This is a genomic window from Arthrobacter agilis (assembly GCF_006494655.1).
Lineage (GTDB): Bacteria > Actinomycetota > Actinomycetes > Actinomycetales > Micrococcaceae > Arthrobacter_D > Arthrobacter_D agilis.
In genome coordinates, this window is record NZ_VHIM01000002.1 from 419,758 (window position 1) to 440,890 (window position 21,133).

The window sequence follows — 21,133 nt, forward strand, 5'->3', positions numbered from 1 at the left end:
CGTGTCCTTCACGTCCTCAAAGCTGCATCACAGCAAGGTCGCGGACGCTGCCGGCGTCCCCGGCCGCCATGCGGAGCGCCGAGCAGTCGGTGAGGCTCGTGACAAACGCTTCTCGTCGGTGACCGTGGGAAGAATCGAGAGGGGACACCTGTGCCTCTGGGTGCGCGGCTCTCCTCCAGGGGACGTCCTCGAGACGCGTGGTCAGGTAACCTTGACCGGGCGTGTCTGTTGTCGAAACCAACTCAGGAGCATTTGTGAACGTTGACCTCGTTGTCGTAGGGTCGGGCTTTTTCGGCCTGACCGTTGCGGAAAGGGCGGCCACCCAGCTCGGTCTCAAAGTGGCTGTCCTCGATCGTCGTCACCACATCGGGGGCAACGCCTACAGCGAGAACGAGGCCCGGACCGGAATCGAGGTGCACCGCTATGGTGCCCATCTCTTCCACACCTCCAACGAGCGCGTGTGGGGCTACGTCAACAACTTCACCGAGTTCACGCAGTACGTCCACAAGGTCTATACCCGCCACAAGGGCGAGGTGTATCCGATGCCGATCAATCTCGGCACCATCAACCAGTTCTTTCGTGCCGCACTCGGCCCGGCAGAGGCGAAGGCCCTCATCCAGGAGCAGGCCGGGGAGCTCGCGGGTACCGACCCCCAGAACCTCAACGACAAGGGCATCCAGCTGATCGGCCGTCCCCTCTACGAGGCGTTCATCAAGTACTACACGGGAAAGCAGTGGCAGACCGACCCCAAGGACCTGCCGGCCGAGATCATCTCCCGGCTGCCCGTGCGGTACACCTACGACAACCGGTACTTCAACGACAAGTACGAAGGCCTGCCCGTCAACGGCTACACCGCTTGGATCGAACGGATGGCGGACCACCCCAATATCGACGTCCACCTGAACACCGACTTCTTCGACGAGGGTCACGAATACTCGCGTTCGACGACGCTCGGCCAGGTTCCGGTGATCTACACCGGCCCGGTTGACCGCTACTTCGACTATGCCGAGGGTGATCTCTCCTGGCGCACCATCGACCTCGAGGAGGAGGTCCTGCCCATCGAGGATTTCCAGGGCTGCCCGGTGATGAACTACCCGGACGAGGACGCCGCCTACACGCGAATCCACGAATTCCGGCACTTCCACCCGGAGCGCGATTACACCAAGGACGCGACGGTCATCATGCGCGAGTACTCCCGCTTCGCGGAGAAGGACGACGAGCCGTACTACCCGATCAACACCGCGGAGGACCGCGCGAAGCTGCTCGCCTATCGCGATCTGGCCAAGGGCGAGAAGTCGATGCTCTTCGGCGGGCGCCTCGGCACCTACAAGTACCTGGACATGCACATGGCCATCGGATCGGCACTCAGCATGTTCGACAACAAGATCGCCCCGCACTTCACCAGCGGGCAGAAGCTCGAGAGCGGCGGAGTAGACGCATGACGGAGACGGAATCGGCCATCATGTCCGACGATGCACAGGACAGGGACCGGACCTGGCACATCCTTCAGCGGGTCGTGCTGCCGCAGCAGAGCCAGATGGACACTGCTGCGCTGTACATGGACACGGGCAGCGCTTTCGGTAGCCAGCTGAACACCACCGACGGCAGCGCCGTGGGTGGTGGGTCGACGACCGGAGCGGCGTCCGACTCGACGACAGAATTGCACGTCGAGGATGTCCGGTCCCGTCGGTCGACCTCCGTGCGACCTGGCGAACGTGTGTCCTTCGGGTCTTACTTCAATGCGTTCCCGGCGAGTTACTGGCGTCGGTGGACGAACGTTCGCGCGGTACGGCTCCAGGTGCGCACTGAAGGCTCCGGCGTCGTCTCCGTCTACAAGTCGAATGCGCGGGGCGCCCTGCAGCACGTCGAGACGTCCCGGGTCGAGGGGTCGACCAAGAGTACCTTCGATCTGTCGCTCCAGCCTTTCGGAGACGGCGGCTGGTACTGGTTCGATCTCGTCGCGGGTAGTGACAGCTTCGTGCTCAGCGAGGCTGACTGGCTCGCGGAGGGCGCCGCGCCCGAACGCGGGAGTATCACGCTCGAGATCACGACGCTGAACAAGCCGGACTTCTGCCTGAATAATCTCCAAATTCTCGCCGGCAATCCCAGTGCGATCGAGGATGTGCACCAGATCCTCATCGTGGATCAGGGCACGCAGAAGGTAGCTGACCAACCCGGGTTCGACGCGGTGAAGGAGCAACTCGGACAGAAGTTGCGCATTATCGATCAGGACAACCTGGGTGGTTCGGGCGGTTTCGCCCGGGGGATGTACGAGGCCGTCGAAAACGGCAGCGACTTCGCGTTGCTTCTCGACGACGATGTCGTCATGGAGCCGGAAAGCATCCCACGCCTTCTCTCGTTCGCGACACACTGCAAGTCACCGACGATCGTCGGCGGTCACATGTTCGATCTCTACAACCGGACGGTACTCCACACCTTCGGCGAGATCGTGAACCCCTACCGGTTCCAGCCCGACCAACCGGTTGCCGAGCAGGTTCTCGGACACGACTTCGCGCGGGCGAACCTCCGACGGACGCCCTGGCTGCACCGCCGCATCGACGTCGATTACAACGGGTGGTGGATGTGCCTCATCCCTACGACTGTGATCCGGGAGATCGGACTGTCATTGCCGATCTTCATCAAGTGGGACGACGCGGAGTACGGACTGCGTGCGAAGAAGGCGGGCTACCCGACCGTTTCGATGCCAGGAGCGGCTGTTTGGCACGTCTCGTGGATCGACAAGGACGACATGGTGGGGTGGCAGGCCTATTTCCATACGCGCAACCGCATGGTCGCCGCCCTGCTGCACAGCCCCTATGAGCGCGGCGGACGGGTGGTGCGTGAGTCGGGCTACTCGGATATCAAGCACCTGGTCTCGATGCAGTACCACACCGCCCGGGGGCGCGTCATGGCCATGCGCGATGTGTTGAAGGGGCCGGACCAGTTGCACTCGATCCTGAGCACCAAGCTGCCGGAGATCCGGACCATGGCCAAGGGGTATTCCGACGCGCAGTTCGAGTCCGACCCGGACACCTTCCCGACGCCGAAGATGGACAAGCCCCCGCGGCACGGACAGGGCTTCCGGGCCCCGTCGTACACCACGCTCGTCCCCTGGGCGATGAAGACGATAGCGCGCCAACTCAGTTCGCCGGTTGCACCGTCCAGCCAGGACAGGCCGCAGGCGTTCATCGCGCACCAGGACAATAAGTGGTGGCGCATGTCGCAGTACGACAGCGCGATCGTCTCGAACGCGGAAGGTACCGGCGCGTCCTGGTATCGACGCGACCCTCGGGAGATGCGTGCACTTCTGGCCGAGGCCGCCCGCCTGAACGCGGAGATCCTCCGCCGCTGGCCCACCCTCCGCGAGCAGTACCGCGCCGCGCTCGAGGACATCACCTCCTTCGACTCATGGAGGAAGACTTTTGAGTCCCACTCGGCCAAGGATCAGTGAGGTGTCCAGCGCCGAACTGGTGACCCCAGGCTTCGGAGGTGGTCTACGCGATGTCCTCAGGTCGCGCTATCTCCTGCGGCTCCTGGTGGCGAAGGAGCTCAAGGTGCGGTACCGGGGGTCTGTTCTCGGTCTCCTCTGGTCATACGTCAAACCGGGCGTGCAGTTCGTGGTCTTCTGGTTCGCACTCGGAATCTTCCTCGGCATGAACCGCAACACGGAGAACTACCCGATCTACCTGTTCTCCGGGATCGTGCTCATCAACTACTTCAATGAGGCGCTGGGGAACGCGGCACGGTCGATCGTCGGCAACGGAGGCTTGATCAAGAAGATCTATCTTCCGCGCGAATTGTTCCCGGTCGCTTCCGTCTGGGTCTCGGCCGTGCACTTCGTGCCGCAACTCCTCGTCCTGCTGGTCGCATGCTTCATCGGTGGCTGGTCGCCCGGCCCGGTGCAGATCGCCGCTGCTGTTGCCGGGTTCGCGATCGTCACGATGCTCGCTGTCGGTCTGGGGCTCTTCTTCGGTGCCGCCAACGTCTACTTCCGCGACTCGGAGAACTTCGTCGACATGCTGCTGATGATCGCCACCTGGGCCTCGCCTGTCCTCTACTCATGGACGATGGTGCGCGACGGACTCTTCGATGCTTTCGGGAGCGGTCCGGGCGAAGTGCTCCACACGGTCTACCAGACGAACCCACTGACCATCGCCGTCGAACTGTTCCACTTCGCCTTCTGGATGCCGACGACGAGCATGCCGCGTACGGATCCCCTCTTAGCCGTCCCCCCGAATCTATTGGACATCTGGACGCCGATCGGACTCGGGATCGCCCTCGCCGTGATCTTGGGGGGCCAGCTGACTTTCCGGCGCCTCGAAGGCCGATTCGCTCAGGAGCTGTGACATGGTTGTTGCCGTCGACGTGCAGTCGATCTCGAAGCAGTTCGTCCTTCGACACACGCGGTCCATCAAGGAGGCGTTCGTGTGGATCGTGAAGGGGCGGAAGGGCGATCTCTCGCAGAAGTTCCATGCGCTCGATGGCGTCTCGCTCCAGGTGGAGCAGGGGGAGTCGGTGGCACTGCTGGGCCTCAACGGTTCGGGCAAGTCCACGCTCCTGAAACACATCTCCGGGGTCATGCTCCCCGACAGCGGCACAGTGCGGACCCGCGGGAGAGTCGCAGGGCTCATCGAGGTCGGTGCCGGGTTCCATCCGGATCTCAGCGGTCGTGACAACGTCTACCTCAATGGCGCCATCCTGGGGATGTCCGAGGAACAGATCAACGAGCGCTTCGAGAGCATCCTCGACTTCTCGGAGATCGGACAGTTCATCGACACCGAGGTGAAGTTCTACTCCTCCGGCATGTACCTGCGGCTTGCGTTCTCCGTCGCGATCCACACGGACCCCGAGATCTTCCTCATCGACGAGATCCTCGCCGTGGGTGACGAGCCCTTTCAGAAGAAATGCCTGGCCAAGATCAAGGAATTGGGCGATGCAGGAAAGACCCTCATCGTGGTGAGTCACGACCTCGACCTCGTTTCGAAGGTCTGTCGTCGGGGCGTCTTGCTCGAGCACGGCCGCATAGTCATGGATGGTGACGTGGCTGACGCGGTGGAGACCCTCAGGAATCGACATTAGGTCCTACGGTTTGGAGCGAAGAGAGGGATTGTTGATATGAGTTGGGGTGATGCGTTCCCAATCGCCCTCGCGACGATCGCCTGCTTCTTCCTGCCGGGAATGGTCATCGCCCTGCTCGCTGGTGTACGCGGCCTGGGTGTGGCAGCGCTTGCACCTGCGCTCTCTCTCGGCATCGCAGGGGTCGGCGCAGTGGTCCTCAGCGTCCTCGGCCTCCGATGGAGCCTGGCGAGCTATCTCGGATTCGCTACCGCTGTCGCGCTTGCGCTGTCGATTCTCGTCAGCAGGAAGGCAGCCGGACGTTTCTTCGCCGCGGAACCCGAAGCGCGTGCCCTGTCCATCAGAGGTAGTCGCGGAGTGCTGGCCGCGCGATCGTCGAGAGCGCTTCCGTCGATCCTGGCGCCGGTGGGTGGTGTCGTGGCGGCCGGCCTCATCAGTCTCGGGCCCCTCCAGGAGGGCATGGGCCGCGTGGATCTTCCCGCTCTCACCTGGGACTCCATCCACCATCACAGCGCCATCCGCTACATCACCGACTTGGGGGACGGCTCAAGCCTGAACCTGGGAGGTGTCGCGTCGAACAACGACGCCGCGCGGTTCTATCCGGGCGCCTGGCACGACCTGGTGAGTCTTACCGTTGGTTCTTTCCCCATATCCGCCAGCATCAACGTGGCTGCGCTGACCATGGCGTGCCTGATCTGGCCCTTGTCGGTCGCCTACCTTGCGCGCATCGCCTTCCCGACTCTGGTGTGGATGCCACTCCTCGCGCCGATCGTCGCCACAGGCTTCGTTGCTTTCCCCGCGCGCATGATTTCCTATGGCACGATCTGGCCGGCGGCGATGGGTACTGCGATCGTCCCCGCGCTCATCGCGCTGGTGCTGGTGATCACGGCGCCAGGAACACGACCCTCAGCACGTTTCCGTCTCGCTCTGCTTTTACTCGTCGGACTGGCAGGAGCGACTCTCTGCCATCCGACCGCAACAGTCGCCGTAGCGTACCTCTGCCTGCCTTTTATCGTCGTCCGCTACTATGGCGTGCTGCGACAGTGTCTGCGTCGGCGTAGGCGCCTCACTGCTGGAGCTTTGATCGCGGTGCCCCTGTTCGTCAGCGCACTGGCCGCGGTTGTTGTCATGACTGTGCCTGCAGTCCGCACCGTCTTCTTCTTCCGCACGACCCCGGTCGGCCCTGCGACTGACGCGGTCGGTGCTGCCATCTTCGACACGATGCTCGCGCCGCTGGGGCATGGCAATACCGAGCCTTTTTGGCTGGGCGGCGTGCTGGCGATCGCCGGACTGATCACTACACTCGTGAGCCGCGAGTACCGCTGGATATCGGCGGGCTGGATCATCACTGTCGTGCTGTACGTCGTTGCTGCGGGTGAGGAGACGATGCTGCGTCCTCTGGTCGGCCTGTGGTATTCGGACCCTGTGCGAGTAGGAGGCCTCGTTCCGCTTTTCACGTCATTACTGGCGTCCTACGCGGTGCTGAAGGCCATCGTCGTGCTCCTCGGGTGGATCCCATTCCCATCACGAGTGAAGGAGGAGATGGTTGTCGCTTCATCGCTGGTCGTGCTGATCGGCGTCATGGCTGCCGTCTATCCCATGACGGACGAGCTAAGAGCGGACGAGAAGTCCGGTCGGCTTGCCGCTGATTACTGGGAGCATCTCGAATGGGACGGCGGCATTGCGAGCCTCGATGAGCTCGAGTTCATCGAGCGTCTGGCAGAGGAGCTGCCTGATGATGCCGTGGTGCTGGGAGACCCGACGTCGGGCGCAGCCCTCGTCTACTCCTTGGCGGGGAAAGATACCGTCTTCAGGACCATGGCTGGAACATGGGAGGACGACGCAAAGTATCTCGCGAGGAATTTCAACCATATCGACTCGGATCCGCGCGTCTGTCAATTGATCGAACGCTTCGGCGTCACCCACTTCTACGACGATGACCATAGGTATCTGCCGGACATCATTCACCGTAAGGACATGGGCGGTTTGACGGCGGCGGGGGTCGACCCGGCTGACCTCGATCTCGTCGACAGTAGCGGTGACGGTGCAAAGATCTTCGCCATCGAGGCCTGCGGGCAGTGAGAACACTGGCGCGGTGTGGCGCAGCGAGTGCCGAGCGTCGTGAAAGCGCTACGGCGACTGGCTATAAGCTTGATCGGGACAACCCGCGATGAGCGGAGCTCGCGTATGAAGAAGGTGTTACTTGAAGATCGCTGTGATTGCACTCGGCAAGATCGGTCTCCCCTTGGCAGTGCAATTCGCCTCGAAAGGCCACGACGTGGTCGGTGTCGATGTGAACCCGACCATCGTGGCCGCCGTCAATGAAGGAACCGAACCCTTCCCCGGGGAGGCTCACCTCCAGGAGAAGCTGTCGGAGCTCGTGCCGGCGGGAAAGCTCCGAGCGACCACGGAGTATTCCGAGGCCGTACCCGGCGCGGACGCCGTCGTCCTTGTTGTTCCGCTCTTCGTCGATACCGAGGCCAAGCCCGACTTCGGGTGGATGGATGCAGCCACTACCGAACTGGCGCAGCATCTCACCCCCGGCACACTGGTGTCCTATGAGACGACCCTCCCTGTCGGCACCACCCGCGATCGGTGGAAGCCTGCTCTCGAGGCCGGCAGCGGCCTCGTCGAGGGAACGGACTTCCACCTGGTGTTCTCCCCCGAGCGGGTGCTCACGGGGCGCGTCTTCGAGGACCTGCGCAAGTATCCGAAGCTCGTGGGAGGACTCTCCCCTGCCGGGGCCAAGGCTGCGATCGACTTCTACGAGGCAGTCCTCGACTTCGACGATCGGCCTGACCTGGAGCGAGGCAACGGCGTGTGGGACCTCGGTTCTGCCGAGGCGTCGGAACTGGCGAAGCTGGCCGAGACGACCTACCGGGACGTCAACATCGGTCTCGCCAATCAGTTCGCGCGCTACGCCTCTACCGTCAACATCGACATCTACCAGGTGATCGACGCGTCCAACTCCCAGCCATTCAGTCACATCCATCAGCCGGGCATCGCCGTCGGTGGACACTGCATCCCCGTGTACCCGCGCCTCTATCTGTGGAATGATCCGGCGGCCACTGTCGTCAGGGCAGCGAGGGAAGCCAACGCAGGGATGCCGGACTACACCATCGGCCTCCTCGAGGGCGCATACGGGCCCCTCGACCGGGCGCGCGTGGTGGTGCTCGGTGCGGCGTACCGCGGGGGCGTCAAGGAGACGGCATTCTCCGGTGTTTTCGCCGCCGTCGAATCGCTGGCGTCCCGGGGCGCAGTTCCGCTGGTCCATGATCCGATGTACACGGACGAGGAACTCGAGAAGTTCGGATTCACGCCATATCATCTCGGAGAGCCGGCGGATGCCGCCGTGGTGCAGGCGGATCATGCGGAGTACGTGAATCTTTCTCCGGCAGACCTGCCCGGAATCACAGCATTCATCGACGGGCGCCGCGTCAGCAGCGCCGACCGATGGCACGGCGTGACCTACCGCGTGATCGGCAAGGCCTAGCGTGACGTCGAGCATGCGGATAGCAGCCATTGTGCCCTGCCACAATGAAGCAGGGGCCATAGGAAAAGTCGTGCGTGAGCTTCAGGCCGCTGTTCCAGCGGCAGAAGTCTACGTCTATGACAATCGCAGCGATGACAATACTGCTGACGTGGCGCGGGCCGCTGGAGCGATCGTGCGGTTCGAAGAGAGAAAAGGCAAGGGCAATGTCGTCCGGCGAGCGTTCGCCGACATCGATGCCGACGTCTACCTCCTCATTGACGGAGACGACACCTACGACGCAGCTGCTGCGCCGCAGCTCATCGAGAAGTTGCTCGAGGGACCCTACGATCAGGTGACGGGAGTGCGCAGGCCGGAATCGGATGCTGCCTACCGATCCGGCCATGCTCTGGGCAATCGATTCTTCAACGGCATCGTCGGCATGATCTTCGCCTACAGGGTCGACGACATGTTGAGCGGATACCGCGTTTTCTCGAAGCGCTTCGTGCGGTCGTTTCCCGCGCTCTCGCGCGGTTTCGAGATCGAGACCGAACTGACGGTCCACAGCATCAGTGCACGTATCCCACAGGCACAGCTGTCCGTAGGGTTCCGCGACCGCGCGGAAGGCACCGAAAGCAAACTGAGGACCTATCATGACGGCCAGCGGATCCTGCGCACAGTTCTCAAACTCGCCCTTCACGAAAGACCTGTCCAGGCCTACGGGATGATCGCCGCCCTGCTCGCGGCCGTCGCGTTGATCCTCGGCGTCCCGATCGTCGTCGAGTTCATCAGCACCGGCCTCGTTCCCCGACTTCCGACTGCCCTCCTGGCCTCCTCGCTCATGATCCTCTCCGGGCTCGCACTCATCGTCGGCATGCTCATGGACGTCCTGCGAAAGATCCGGGATGAGAGCTCCCGCCTGGCGTACCTCTCCTGGGAAGTGGTCGGTCATGTCCGTTGACACCACAACGACCGGCCCCAAGCCCAGATTATGGGCGAAGAGTCTGTCCATCGTCGGCGGCTTCCTGCTTCTCCAGGTGACCTTCTTCCTCCTGCTGATCGCAGGACAGGCCGTGCCGGACGAGCCGATCATCGCCAACCTCGTCAACTCGGTGGATGCGGGCACCTACGGGCCATCGGGAGCGCCGGACCGCATGGGCGGCGTGTCGGACACCTTCACCGAATGCGTGGTCGTGGGCACAGGACTCAGCGCCCTCGATGGGGAGACCGCGCTGGACCGCGCGGTATACATGCCACGTATCTCCAACTGCGAGCAGGGCGCCGACGACATCCGGGCGCTGGCGGCGGATCAGGACTCGGCGCACGGCGCTTACTACAAGTATTGGGCGGGCTACACCGCGATCACCCGTCCGGTCCTGGCGGCGACAGGCCTTGAGGGGCTGCGGATCGTAGCGGGTGCCATGCTTCTCGGCTCACTGGCACTGGCCTTCTCCCAGATAGCACGAAGGACCAGCGGATTTGCGTCCCTGGGTCTTCTGGCTCCGCTGGTGATCTCGACGAATCTCATGTCCACCCCCTCCACCTCGTTCAGCCAGGCGATGTCGATCTCCTTCATCATGATCAGCACCGCTCTCGTCGCCTGGGGAGCGGGAGGGAGTTGGACCAGACTGATCTGCTCGACATCGTTGGGAGCAGCACTCTTCTGTTTCGTCGATCTGCTGACGACTCCTGCCATTCCCTGGGCGCTCGGCGCGGTGGTCGGCGCTGTCATCGTTTTCTGTCGGTCCGGACGTCTTGGCCGAGCATCCATTGCAGGCGTGGGGATCGCCGTCCTCTGGCCGCTCAGCTTCGGTCTGACCTGGGTATCGCGGTGGGTCATCGCCGCGGCTTTCCTCGGCTGGGAGGAGGTCATGGCATTCGTGCGAAGCAATGTCGAGTACCGGACCACGGGTGAATGGCCAGGGGTGGAAGATGCATTCGGGGTGCCGACGAGGAAGAACGTCCTGTACTGGTGGGATCAGATACCGACCGCACCCTGGACTCTTCTCGTCATGTCGGTGCTCGTCTGTATCGTGATGATCGTCGTCCTCCGGCGCCATGGCGTGTGGGGCGCGTTGTCGGCGGTCGTGCTGTCCCTACCCGCTCTGATCATCCCGGTCTGGTACGAGGTGCTCAGCAACCATTCACAGATCCACACCTTCTTTGCCTACCGGGGCGTGCCGACCATGCTGGGGATCGTTCTGTTCGCGTGTGTCGCCGTCGCACTCTCACGGCCTCCTCTTGCTACGTCCCGAGGGTCGGTCTCGTCCGGACGTGCGAGGTCGGAGCCAGTTCTGCAGCATGATGAAAAGGGGTACGAACCGTCGTGAACTACATAGCTGACACTGCCGATGTCTCGCCGGACGCCGTGATGGGTGAGGGGTCGAAGATCTGGCACCTCGCCCAGGTGCGCGAGGGCGCGCGCCTCGGCGAGAACTGCATCGTGGGTCGCGGCGCATACGTCGGCACGGGCGTCGAGGTCGGAGCGAACTCGAAGATCCAGAACTATGCCCTGGTGTACGAGCCCGCGGTACTGGGTGAAGGCGTGTTCATCGGTCCGGCCGTCGTCCTGACGAATGACACCTACCCGCGTTCCATCACGCCCGAGGGAGCGCTCAAGAGCGCTCACGACTGGATCCCGGTGGGCGTCACGGTCGAACGCGGTGCTGCCATCGGCGCCCGCGCAGTGTGTGTCGCTCCGGTCACCATCGGCGCCTGGGCGACTGTAGCTGCGGGTGCCGTCGTGACGAAGGATGTGCCACCTCATGCGCTCGTCGCCGGTGTGCCTGCGAAGCGGATCGGCTGGGTAGGGCGGGCAGGGCAGCCATTGAGGAACGACGGTGGTCGCTGGGTCTGCCCGGAGACCGCCGACGTCTACGAGGAATCGAACGGAACATTGACACTGGTAGGGGTAGAGGCATGAGTAACGGATTCATTCCCGCGGCGAAACCGATCGTCGGCGATGAGGAGCGTGCGGCGGTCGACGCCGTCCTGCTCTCCGGCATGCTGGCGCAGGGCGCCGAGGTCGCGGAGTTCGAGAAGGAGTTCTCCGAGGAACTCCTTGACGGGCGCAGCGCCGTCGCGGTGAACTCCGGCACGACCGGTCTGCACCTCGGGCTGCTCGCCGCCGGGATAGGGCCGGGTGACGAAGTCATCGTTCCCTCCTTCACCTTCGCGGCTACGGCGAATTCCGTCGCCCTGACCGGAGCAACCCCGGTCTTCGCCGATATCGAGTTGGACCACTATGCCCTCGACGTCGATCACGTGACGAGCCTGATCACCGAGAAGACGAAGGGCATCATGCCGGTGCACCTGTACGGCCACCCGGCCGACGTCGTCGCCTTCCGTGCGCTCGCTGACCGGCACGGTATCGCGCTCTTCGAGGATGCTGCCCAGGCACACGGTGCATCACTGGGTGGTCGCAGGGTCGGGACCTTCGGGGAGTTCGCCATGTTCTCCCTCTACCCGACGAAGAACATGACCTCGGGCGAGGGCGGAATGGTGTCCACGGGAGATCCCGCGATCGAGCGCCGGCTGCGACTCCTGCGGAACCAGGGAATGGAAAAGCAGTACGAGAACGAACTGGTCGGGTTCAACGCGCGCATGACCAACCTGCACGCAGCGATCGGACGGGTTCAGCTCACGAAGGTGGGCAGGTGGACGGAGCAGCGTCAGTCCAATGCGGCGTTCCTCACGGAGAACATCGAAGGGCTGGCGACGCCGAAGGTCGCGGCGGACGCCGTCCATGTCTACCACCAGTACACCGTGCGGGTGGAGGGGGACCGGGACCGCTTCGCTGCCGCGCTGAAGGACGAGTACAACATCGGCTCCGGCGTGTACTATCCCATTCCCAACCACCGCCTGCCCTCGTTCGCCCGGACGGAGGATCTCCCCAGGACGGAAACCGCGGCCCGGCAGGTTCTCTCGCTACCCGTCCACCCGTCGCTCGACGCGGAAGACCTCGATCGGATCGTCACCGCCGTCAACGCTCTGGCGAAGGCGGGTGCGTAGGGCATGGGGGACCTCAGAGTAGGACTGATCGGCCTCGGGATGATGGGACGTCACCATGCCCGTGCCATTCGCGAGGTCGACGGACTCGAGCTCGTGGCGCTGGCTGATGCCTACGGGGATCCGCACGGGGTCGCGGGGGATCTTCCCCTGTGCGGATCGGTCGACGAGCTGATCGCCCATCGACTGGACCTTGCGGTGTGCGCCGTTCCGACAGGCCTCCACGAGTCCGTCGGCCTCGCACTGGCTGAAGCAGGGGTCCACACGCTGGTCGAGAAGCCGATCGCGGACACGGTCGAGGCCGGGCGGCGGCTGGTCGACGCCTTCGAGAGTGCAGGTCTGATCGGTGCGGTCGGGCATATCGAGCGGTTCAATCCGGCACTGCAGTCACTCCGGGTCCGTCTTGAAGCCGGTGACCTTGGTGACGTCTACCAGATCGCCACGCGCAGGCAAGGCCCGTTCCCGGCGCGGATCGCGGATGTCGGGGTCGTGAAGGATCTCGGGACGCATGACATCGATCTCACGGCCTGGTTGGCACAATCGCCGTACTCGTCGGTCTCGGCGCGCACGAGTATGCGTTCCGGCCGCTCACACGAAGACATGGTCACGGCGTCGGGTCAGCTGGAGAACGGCGTGATCACGAGTCACCTGGTCAATTGGCTCTCCCCGATGAAGGAGCGTTTGACCGTGGTCACCGGAGAGAAGGGGGCCTTCGTTGCCGACACACTCACCGCCGATCTCACGTTCTACGAGAACGGGACGTTCGCTACGGAATGGGAAGCCGTATCCAACTTCCGAGGCGTGTCGGAGGGCAATATCACCCGCCTGGCGCTCACAAAGCGGGAACCCCTGCGCTCCGAACTCGAAGCCTTCCGAGATGCTGTCCTGGGTGTGGCGGACAACACCGTGACGATGCGGGAGGGACTCAACACGCTTCGCGTTGCGGAGGCGATCATCGAGGCCGCGAACACGAACTCGACGATCGGCCTTCCTGCGTGAGGGTGAGAGCAATTGTAGCGACCAGGCTGTACCCTCCGGAGGTCGGAGCCGCTGCCTTTCGGCTCGAAGCACTTACTCGCGGCCTCGAGGAGTCCGGTGCAGAGGTCCTGGTGCTCACGACGCGGCCACCGGTCCAGGGAGTATCTTCCACCACGGCAGTGAAGCGGTGGCCGGTTCTGCGCGACCGCGGGGGAAATGTCCGTGGTTATGTGCAGTACCTCTCCTTCGATCTGCCCCTGTTCTTTCGCCTTCTGGTCTCGCGCGGAAACATCGTGATCTCCGAGCCGCCCCCGACGACGGGTCTGATGGTTGCTGCCGCAACTCTGCTGCGGCGCCGGGGGTACGTCTACTACGCGGCGGACATCTGGACGGACGCGCTCGCTGCGACGGCTGCACCTGCCCTCGTGGTGAGGGTGATGCGCGCGATCGAAGGCATTGCCCTGCGTCGGGCCGGGAAGGTGATCGCCATCTCCGACGGCGTCGCCCGGCAGACTCGGCAGTTCAACGTCGATCCCGGGAAGGTCGTCGTCGTCGGCAACGGTGTCAACACCGACATCTTCGCTGCGCGCGGGCAGGCTGCAGACCCGGGATACCGCTACTTCGTGTACACCGGCACCATGTCCGAGTGGCAGGGAGCCGAGATCTTCATCGATGCCCTGCGCACGGTGCTTGAGCAGTTCCCCGATGTGCGGCTCCACTTCTTCGGGCAGGGCTCGGCCGAAGAGGCCCTGCGGGCCAGGGCACTGGACGTCGCCCCGGACCGGATCATCTTCAGCGGGGTCGTGCCACCGGACGAAGCTGCCCGCTGGATTCGTGGTGCTGCGGCGTCCCTCGTCAGCATCGTTCCCGGTCAGGGATACGACTTCGCCAAACCGACGAAGATCTATGCAGCGGCGGCTTGCGGCACGCCTGTCGTCTATGCCGGTGTCGGGGACGCGGCTGACATGGTCAGCAACAGCGGACTGGGCGCGGCGAGCGCCTACACCGTGTCCGATGTCGCCAGGACGATGCTGCACTTCCTCCTGCACGAGGACACTGACAGGGGTCGGCGATCGGCCTGGGTGGAGGCGAATGCGTCGCTGCGGGTGACAGGACGGCGGGCCGCGGCTGAAGTGGTCAGCGCCCTCCGAGAAGGGCGCTGACCACGGCCTCTGCTGCGACGCCAGTGCCGTAGGGGGTAGCCGTGGTGGGCGCGGGTGCTGGTCGCTCGACGACCGCGGTGAGTGAGCCGAGGTCCTTCGAGACGAGGACATTCCAGCCGAGGTCCACCGTCTCGACCCATTCCGTCTCCGGGCGGATCGTGGTGCAGGGGACGCGGAGGAGGAAGGCTTCCTTCTGGAGACCGCCGGAATCGGTGATGACACCGGCGCTGTTCATCACTGCGTTGATCAGCTGCGGATAGGCCAACGGCGGTGCAACGCTAATCGCGCCTGTCGACAGATTCAGACCGTGACGGCGTGCGAGGTCGACCAGTCGAGGATGGGCGAGGAGGACCACGGGCTTGTCGAGGCGGGCGAGGGAGTCGACGATTTGGGACAGCCGGGCCGGATCATCGGTGTTGTCCGGACGATGGATGGTGCTGACATAGTACTCGCCGGTATCGACGCCGGCAGGTAGAGCCATGCTCCTCGCCTGCACCGTCTCCCGAGTCCTGAAGAGCACATCTGTCATGACGTCTCCCACGAGGCTGCTGCGCTCCGCCAGACCCTCGTTCGCTAGATGGGCCATTGCGACTTCCGTCGGCGCGAGCAGCAGGTCCGACGCGTGATCGGTCAGGACGCGATTGTGCTCTTCCGGCATCCTGCGATTGAACGAACGAAGTCCGGCTTCGAGGTGGGCAAGGGGAATGTGGAGTTTGACTGCGGCGATTGCTGCGGCGAGCGTCGAGTTCGTGTCCCCGTATACCAGGACCCAGTCGGGTCGCTCCTGCTCGAAGATCTCCTCGAGGCCGGCGAGCATGGTGCCCGTCTGCTTGCCATGCCTGCCGGAGCCGACGCCGAGGTTGAAGTCGGGGACCGGGATGCCGAGATCCTTGAAGAAGACATCGGACATCATCTCGTCGTAATGCTGCCCGGTGTGCACGATGAGGTGTTGGGCGTGAGCATTCATCGCTGTCGCGATGGGGGCGAGTTTGACGAATTGGGGTCGTGCTCCAACCACACTGAGGATACGCATGACTTCAACCTTAGCGTTTGCGGGGGGCTCTCTACACGCTGCCGGGTCGAGGACCGGAGGGGCCGGCAATACGACCTTGCGGTTCGACGGCCGTGGCTTCGAGGACGACCTGCCTCGTCGCCGGCGTGGCGTGGCTAGTGCTGCTTCGCCACCGTCAACCGCTGCAGTATGCCCCGTACAACTGCCTCATCCGCTGTCGAGCTCAGGATTGATGCCGCCCGATCAGCGTTCTCCTTGAAGTCGATGACCTGCTCGGAAGTCAGGTCCGCCAGAGCCGTCCGGAGCGACTCCGCGGTGAAATCGGACGTGACCCGCCCCAGGTCGTGCTCACGGATCAGCCGTGCGATCTCCTCCGACGGTCCGAAAACCAGGCCCAGGCGGGCCTGCACGAAGTCGAAGAACTTGTTGGGAAGCGCGAGCCGCTGGTTCGTCGTGGCGGGGGGCAGTTGGTACACGCCGATGTCGAACGCGTTGAGCGTGACCGGGAGCGCGGCCGGAGCAACCGGCGGATGAAAGGTGATGCGGTCCGAATCCCCAGCGAGGTGCTTCAGTTTCGCAAGGTAGCGCCCGCCGTCGCGTGCCTCGACGAGAAACAGGTCAAGGGTGAAGCGTTTGTCGAGATCGCGGACAGCCTCGATGATGCTTTCGATATTGCGTCCAGGGACCGCTCCGCCGCTGTGCACGAGCCGGATCCGCTCACCGTCGAGGGGTGCGACGGCCAGCCCAGTGTCAGGGAGGGAGTTGCGAACCACCTCGGTGCGGAGGCCGAATTGCTGATCGTACAGATCGGCGATGGACTGGTTGACGGTGGTGACGGCGTCCGTCTTGGGGAGATAGGTCCGGCAGACGTAGCGCATGTGCGGGGCGACGAGGAGTCGCCAGGACAGGAGCTGGGTCCGCTCTTCCGGCGCCCATTCGTGCATATCACCCCAGATGGGAGCGCCCGCCGCCACTCGGTGCGCAAGCGGAAGCGCACGTGCTTCGTTGGCGATGACGAGATCGAAGCGCCGTCCTTCGAGCAGCCGAAGGGCAGCCTTGACGGCCGGCGCGGCCAACTCGACCTGACGGTGTCTCCTCAGGGCCAACAGAGCGACGCCGGATACGGTCTGGGGGAGTGAGGGGAGGGCGGAGTCGAGCTCGAGGTGCTCGAGCGCCCCCTCGGGATGCCCTCCGTATCCGAGGGTGGTGACGTCGCCTGCTTCGCCGAGGAGACGCAGTTGACGCAGTACTCGAGCGTCCGAGGAGATATCCGAAAAAGAAATGCACAGTATCCTGGGCGCCATTCGTCAGGACTCCGCATCCATTGATTCATCCATATTCCTAGCCTACGCGGTCACGTTCACCGACCCGGCCAGCGCGGGGAGCCTAGGCATTCCGACGCGAGCACCATGCGATACTGGATCGGTGAGTCGTACCTGGGTCGTTATACCGCTGTTCAACGAAGCCTCCGTCATCGGCTCAGTGATCGAACAACTTCTCCCGGTGTTCCCTCATGTGGTCTGCGTGAATGACGGCAGTACGGACGCCTCGGCGGACACGGCTCGTGCAGCAGGAGCCATCGTGGTGGATCACCCGGTGAACCTCGGTCAGGGCGCAGCGCTGCAGACGGGCATCGAGTACGCATTGCAGGATCCGGCGATGACCAGCATCGTCACCTTCGACGCCGATGGTCAGCACCGGGTGGTCGATGCTGCTGCCATGGTGCAGAGGATCGAATCGGGCGAGGCCGACGTCGTTCTGGGGTCGCGGTTCCTGGATGATCGGACGCAGATCGGACCGGTGAAACGACTCGTGCTGCGGACCGCGGCGCTGCAGACCCGGTGGAGCACCGGAATGCCCCTCACAGACGCACACAACGGTCTCCGGGCGTTCAACCGCCACGTCACGAGCCATATCCACATCACGCAGAACCGCATGGCACATGCCTCGGAGCTGATTCAGATGATTGCCGCCATGCAACCTCGGTGGGCCGAGCATCCCGTGGAGATCATCTACACCGAATATTCGAAGTCCAAGGGGCAATCCCTCCTCAACTCCGTCAACATCGTTGCGGACCTGCTCTTTAGGTAAGTCACATGATCATTGTCTTTCAGATCGTCCTCGTGCTCGTTGTACTCGGGGTTTCCCTCGTGCTCATCCGCGGCGGGTCGAATGCCAAGCACATGGCGATCCGGCGGATCATGGTTCTCCTGTTCGCCGTTGCCGCGGTCCTCTCCATCTTCTTCCCGACCGTTCTGTCTCGGCTGGCCGGCGTCGTAGGAGTCGGGCGTGGGACCGATCTCATGCTGTACGCCTTCATCGTCTCGTTCCTCGTCTACATGTCCACCACGCACCAGCGCTTCCACTCCATGGAGATGACGCTGACGAAGCTCTCGCGGCGCATCGCCCTCGACGAAGCCGTGCGGCCCTGGGAGACGAAGGACGAGCGGGATGCTACCGATGGCGGGCGCTGAGGCGAAAGGCGACCAGGGCGAGACCAGGGTCGTCCATGTCAACGACTGCGCCTTCTACGCCCAACGGATCCTCGCCACCGCATCGAAGGACGGGCTGCCCTGGAGCTACTACCCGCGGGCGGTGGCGAACTACCCGGTGGCGGGACTCGTCGGCCGTGCCCGTTTCGCGGTCGACGGCGCCCTATGGCTCGCCGGGCTCGTCCGCAGGGCAATCACGTCGGACCTGTTGCATGTCCATTCCGGGAGCGTCACGCAGCACACCAGGTTCGTGCCGAAGAAGTACGTGCTGACGCTGCACGGGACCGACATCCGCACGCTCCAGTACCAGGAGCGGTGGCGGAAGGTCATCCTCGACGGCGTGCGCAATGCGGAAGCGGTCATGTACACCACTCCTGACCTTCGCGAACACATCCTGCCGCATCGGCCCGACGCCGTGTATCTGCCCGTGTCGATCGATGTGGGCGGACTGCCCACATCGACCGCCGGCCGTGAGGGTAGAGCCAGGGTGTTCTTCGTCTCCCGGTGGGACGAATCGAAGAATGCGGAGGGCCAGATGGAGCTCGCCCGAGAGCTGTTGAAGATCGAAGGACGGACCTTCGACGTCGTCGGGCTCGATTGGGGCCCGCAGGCCGCCGACGCCGAGCGTGCCGGTGTGCGGCTCGTGCCGAGAATGAGCCATCCCGAGTACCTCGACTACATCGTGAATTCGGACGCGGCCATCGGGCAGTCTGCCGGAATTCTTGCGGCGAGCGAGTTGGAAGCCATGGCGTTGGGCGTGCCGTTGTTCATCACCCTCACTCCGGGTTTCTACCCGCCGGACATTCCCGTCGGACAGGAGGGCTGCGAATCGCCGCGAGCGATGGCAGAACTCATCGCCGCCGAGCTCTCGGACAGCGAGTCGTTACGGAGCCGGGGAGTGGCCGGCAAGCGCTGGATCACAGCTCATCACGACCCCGCAGCGACGGTCGAACGGCTCCGCACCATCTACGCCGCCGCGCGGCTCTAGTCCACGAACCCGGAAGGGTGTCAGCACCCGTCCGGGCGGCCGAGGATAGCTCGAGTGTGTCGCCCTGTCCGGCACCGGGTTCCCGGCAGGAGGCCATCCTCCCGGTCTAGCTTAGACCTGCGAGCTGTGCCTGACGGGCGAAATCCGGAACCTTGGCCACTACTTCGTCGAACGTTCCTTGGGCGACGATCCGTCCGTCCTGCATGAAGAAGACGATGTCCGCGGATCGGATGGTCGACAAGCGGTGGGCGACGGTGATGACCGTCACCTGGCCGTGAAGTTCCCGGATAGCGGTGGTGACGGCCGATTCGGTGGCTGTGTCGAGGGCGCTCGTCGCCTCGTCCATCACCAGCACGTCGGGCTCGTTGTAGAGGGCGCGAGCGATACCGAGGCGCTGTCTCTGTCCTCCCGACAGGGCGAGGCCCCGCTCCGCGATCAGCGCATCCCTCCCGCCCTCACGGTTCATGATGACGTCGTACATCTGGGCGCGCCGAAGGGCCGCCTCGACCTTGGCGTGGTCCACGTTGTCCGGGTCCCAGGACAGTGCCACGTTCTGACCCACGGAGGCGTCGAAGAGTGAGACGTCCTGCGGGACGTATCCGATCCGCTTGCGCCAGGATTTCATCACTCGGTCCATGCGTTCGGAATCCACCTCCACATGGCCTGACGTCGGTTTCAGCAGCCCGAGAAGGATGTCGACGATCGTCGATTTCCCTGCGCCGGACGACCCTACGAACGCGACATGGCTACCTGCCGGGATCGTCGCACTGACCCCCCGAAGGGCAGGCTGGCCGGCACCGGGATAGGTGAAGGTGACGTCGTGCAGCACGATGTCCACGTGATGGGTACCGAGGTCATGCTGCGGGTGCTCCTTCGACGTCTCGGCCAGCAACTGCTCGCTCTCGCGAATGTCGGCCACCACCTGCTGGGCGAAGGCGGAATTCGAGTTCACCTGGGACTGCACGGCCTGAAGCCGCGTCAGCGAGGGGACGAGGCGGAACCCCGCCACGGCGAACAGGCCGACGGCACTCACCGCGCCCTCGGTTCCCCCGGTGGCGAATCCGACTCCTCCGACCAGGATGAAACCGACGATCAGGGCCGATTCGAGCACGTACCGGGGCACCTGAGCGAGGAAGACGGAGTTGGCCCGTGCCGCCGAGCTATGCGTGCGGGTCTCGTGGACCTGCGCGCGCACTTCGGCGGCCCGATCGGCCAGCGTGATCTCCTTCAAGGCTGCTAGGGCTTCGGTCAGGATCTTCACGGTCTTCGCCGACCACTTCAGATTCTTCTGGCCCATCCGCACCGACAGCGGTGAGATGACCCGGGCAAGAAGGAGTGCGACGAGTGCGAGATAGACGATGCTGACCACGGCGATGGCCGGCTGGGCCACGGCGAGGACGACCCCGACGGCGATGAGGGTCCCGATCTCACCGAACAGGGTCATCGCAGGAATCAGGACGCCGGCCACCGAAAGACCGACTCCGACATCGACTGCACGGACCAACTCGCTGGAGTTCGTCTGCAGGCGTTTTTCCCATGGCGATGACAAGTAGGAAGCAAGGAGACGATCTCCGATCGCCACCTCGTGCTTGGCGAAACGAGCAGTCGCAGACCTCAGGATGAGGACGGCGAAGACTCCCTTCGCGACGACCAGCGCGCAGGCGATGCCCAGGAGTGTGAGCAGCTGGGTCTGGCTGGCCACGCTTCCGATGATGGGCAACTCGACCGATGCACCTCCGACCAGGGAGGGAAGCAGCACCGCGATGAGCCCGAGCGAGATGATGTCCAACAGGGACAGACATGCGGTAGCGATGCCGTAGCCGATGAGGAACCGTCGGCTTCCTGCGGGGAGTGTTGCGAGGAGGGGCCGAAGAGTCGCTAGGAGATTATTCATGCTGCACGTCAGCTTACTAGAAGCACGGCTTCCCCCCCCCCCCCGGGGCGAAG

At 63.9% G+C, this 21,133-nt stretch carries 18 protein-coding genes; 15 read left to right on the plus strand and 3 right to left on the minus strand.

The window, feature by feature from the left end:
- Positions 1 to 254 precede the first annotated feature (254 nt).
- From glf to FJV46_RS04750, 12 genes are all read left to right on the plus strand, one after another.
- Positions 255 to 1,442 carry a UDP-galactopyranose mutase gene (glf, locus tag FJV46_RS04695; RefSeq protein WP_087029463.1) on the plus strand — a complete coding sequence of 396 codons (1,188 nt, stop codon included), beginning with the start codon at positions 255 to 257 and terminating at the stop codon, positions 1,440 to 1,442.
- Positions 1,439 to 3,451, plus strand: a complete 2,013-nt coding sequence (locus FJV46_RS04700; RefSeq protein ID WP_370684682.1) for a glycosyltransferase — start codon at positions 1,439 to 1,441, stop codon at positions 3,449 to 3,451. The genes glf and FJV46_RS04700 overlap by 4 nt, the downstream gene beginning before the upstream one ends.
- Positions 3,444 to 4,346, plus strand: coding sequence for an ABC transporter permease (locus FJV46_RS04705; RefSeq protein ID WP_370684695.1), 903 nt, complete (start codon positions 3,444 to 3,446; stop codon positions 4,344 to 4,346). The genes FJV46_RS04700 and FJV46_RS04705 overlap by 8 nt, the downstream gene beginning before the upstream one ends.
- A gap of 1 nt (position 4,347) precedes the next feature.
- Positions 4,348 to 5,079 (plus strand): ABC transporter ATP-binding protein, encoded by a 732-nt coding sequence (locus tag FJV46_RS04710; RefSeq protein WP_087029459.1) that lies wholly within the window; start codon positions 4,348 to 4,350, stop codon positions 5,077 to 5,079.
- 36 nt (positions 5,080 to 5,115) lie between these two features.
- Complete coding sequence (locus FJV46_RS04715) at positions 5,116 to 7,158, plus strand: DUF6541 family protein (protein WP_087029457.1); 2,043 nt, start codon at positions 5,116 to 5,118, stop codon at positions 7,156 to 7,158.
- Positions 7,159 to 7,279: 121 nt separating this feature from the next.
- A complete protein-coding gene (locus FJV46_RS04720; protein WP_087029455.1) occupies positions 7,280 to 8,569 on the plus strand; it encodes a nucleotide sugar dehydrogenase in 1,290 nt (429 codons plus the stop codon).
- A gap of 13 nt (positions 8,570 to 8,582) precedes the next feature.
- Positions 8,583 to 9,506 carry a glycosyltransferase family 2 protein gene (locus FJV46_RS04725; protein ID WP_087030275.1) on the plus strand — a complete coding sequence of 308 codons (924 nt, stop codon included), beginning with the start codon at positions 8,583 to 8,585 and terminating at the stop codon, positions 9,504 to 9,506.
- Entirely contained in the window at positions 9,496 to 10,875 is a 1,380-nt protein-coding gene (locus FJV46_RS04730) for a hypothetical protein (protein WP_087029453.1), read from the plus strand. The genes FJV46_RS04725 and FJV46_RS04730 overlap by 11 nt, the downstream gene beginning before the upstream one ends.
- A 41-nt stretch (positions 10,876 to 10,916) precedes the next feature.
- Positions 10,917 to 11,468 carry an acyltransferase gene (locus FJV46_RS04735; RefSeq protein ID WP_087030272.1) on the plus strand — a complete coding sequence of 184 codons (552 nt, stop codon included), beginning with the start codon at positions 10,917 to 10,919 and terminating at the stop codon, positions 11,466 to 11,468.
- Positions 11,465 to 12,556, plus strand: coding sequence for a DegT/DnrJ/EryC1/StrS family aminotransferase (locus FJV46_RS04740; protein WP_087029451.1), 1,092 nt, complete (start codon positions 11,465 to 11,467; stop codon positions 12,554 to 12,556). Before FJV46_RS04735 ends, FJV46_RS04740 begins: the two co-directional genes overlap by 4 nt.
- A 3-nt stretch (positions 12,557 to 12,559) precedes the next feature.
- On the plus strand, positions 12,560 to 13,552 hold the full coding sequence (locus tag FJV46_RS04745) for a Gfo/Idh/MocA family protein (protein WP_087029449.1): 993 nt from the start codon (positions 12,560 to 12,562) through the stop codon (positions 13,550 to 13,552).
- Between the two features lie 2 nt (positions 13,553 to 13,554).
- Positions 13,555 to 14,694 (plus strand): glycosyltransferase, encoded by a 1,140-nt coding sequence (locus FJV46_RS04750; protein WP_239961512.1) that lies wholly within the window; start codon positions 13,555 to 13,557, stop codon positions 14,692 to 14,694.
- Here the strand turns inward: FJV46_RS04750 and wecB are convergent.
- Complete coding sequence (gene wecB, locus FJV46_RS04755) at positions 14,669 to 15,727, minus strand: non-hydrolyzing UDP-N-acetylglucosamine 2-epimerase (RefSeq protein WP_087029446.1); 1,059 nt, start codon at positions 15,725 to 15,727, stop codon at positions 14,669 to 14,671. The genes FJV46_RS04750 and wecB overlap by 26 nt on opposite strands.
- A gap of 134 nt (positions 15,728 to 15,861) precedes the next feature.
- Positions 15,862 to 17,010 (minus strand): glycosyltransferase, encoded by a 1,149-nt coding sequence (locus FJV46_RS04760; RefSeq protein ID WP_087029444.1) that lies wholly within the window; start codon positions 17,008 to 17,010, stop codon positions 15,862 to 15,864.
- Between FJV46_RS04760 and FJV46_RS04765 the strand changes: the two genes are divergently transcribed.
- From FJV46_RS04765 to FJV46_RS04775, 3 genes are read left to right on the plus strand one after another with little or no spacing between them, the layout of a single operon-like run.
- Complete coding sequence (locus FJV46_RS04765) at positions 16,988 to 17,797, plus strand: glycosyltransferase family 2 protein (RefSeq protein ID WP_087029442.1); 810 nt, start codon at positions 16,988 to 16,990, stop codon at positions 17,795 to 17,797. The genes FJV46_RS04760 and FJV46_RS04765 overlap by 23 nt on opposite strands.
- Positions 17,798 to 17,802: 5 nt before the next feature.
- Entirely contained in the window at positions 17,803 to 18,180 is a 378-nt protein-coding gene (locus tag FJV46_RS04770; RefSeq protein ID WP_087029441.1) for a DUF2304 domain-containing protein, read from the plus strand.
- Positions 18,167 to 19,186 (plus strand): glycosyltransferase family protein, encoded by a 1,020-nt coding sequence (locus tag FJV46_RS04775; RefSeq protein ID WP_087029439.1) that lies wholly within the window; start codon positions 18,167 to 18,169, stop codon positions 19,184 to 19,186. The genes FJV46_RS04770 and FJV46_RS04775 overlap by 14 nt, the downstream gene beginning before the upstream one ends.
- 106 nt (positions 19,187 to 19,292) lie before the next feature.
- Here FJV46_RS04775 and FJV46_RS04780 read toward each other — a convergent pair whose 3' ends face one another.
- A complete protein-coding gene (locus FJV46_RS04780) occupies positions 19,293 to 21,080 on the minus strand; it encodes an ABC transporter ATP-binding protein (protein WP_087029438.1) in 1,788 nt (595 codons plus the stop codon).
- Positions 21,081 to 21,133 lie beyond the last annotated feature (53 nt).

What these genes read in the sequence shown, in the direction of transcription:
- wecB (WP_087029446.1), bottom strand. Translation starts at nt 15,727, where the DNA reads ATGCGTATCCTCAGTGTGGTTGGAGCACGACCCCAATTCGTCAAACTC.
- FJV46_RS04765 (WP_087029442.1), top strand. Translation starts at nt 16,988, where the DNA reads ATGCACAGTATCCTGGGCGCCATTCGTCAGGACTCCGCATCCATTGAT.
- FJV46_RS04770 (WP_087029441.1), top strand. Translation starts at nt 17,803, where the DNA reads ATGATCATTGTCTTTCAGATCGTCCTCGTGCTCGTTGTACTCGGGGTT.
- FJV46_RS04745 (WP_087029449.1), top strand. Translation starts at nt 12,560, where the DNA reads ATGGGGGACCTCAGAGTAGGACTGATCGGCCTCGGGATGATGGGACGT.
- FJV46_RS04700 (WP_370684682.1), top strand. Translation starts at nt 1,439, where the DNA reads ATGACGGAGACGGAATCGGCCATCATGTCCGACGATGCACAGGACAGG.
- FJV46_RS04775 (WP_087029439.1), top strand. Translation starts at nt 18,167, where the DNA reads ATGGCGGGCGCTGAGGCGAAAGGCGACCAGGGCGAGACCAGGGTCGTC.
- FJV46_RS04730 (WP_087029453.1), top strand. Translation starts at nt 9,496, where the DNA reads ATGTCCGTTGACACCACAACGACCGGCCCCAAGCCCAGATTATGGGCG.
- FJV46_RS04725 (WP_087030275.1), top strand. Translation starts at nt 8,583, where the DNA reads ATGCGGATAGCAGCCATTGTGCCCTGCCACAATGAAGCAGGGGCCATA.
- FJV46_RS04735 (WP_087030272.1), top strand. Translation starts at nt 10,917, where the DNA reads ATGGGTGAGGGGTCGAAGATCTGGCACCTCGCCCAGGTGCGCGAGGGC.
- FJV46_RS04760 (WP_087029444.1), bottom strand. Translation starts at nt 17,010, where the DNA reads ATGGCGCCCAGGATACTGTGCATTTCTTTTTCGGATATCTCCTCGGAC.
- FJV46_RS04710 (WP_087029459.1), top strand. Translation starts at nt 4,348, where the DNA reads ATGGTTGTTGCCGTCGACGTGCAGTCGATCTCGAAGCAGTTCGTCCTT.
- FJV46_RS04780 (WP_087029438.1), bottom strand. Translation starts at nt 21,080, where the DNA reads ATGAATAATCTCCTAGCGACTCTTCGGCCCCTCCTCGCAACACTCCCC.
- FJV46_RS04715 (WP_087029457.1), top strand. Translation starts at nt 5,116, where the DNA reads ATGAGTTGGGGTGATGCGTTCCCAATCGCCCTCGCGACGATCGCCTGC.
- FJV46_RS04740 (WP_087029451.1), top strand. Translation starts at nt 11,465, where the DNA reads ATGAGTAACGGATTCATTCCCGCGGCGAAACCGATCGTCGGCGATGAG.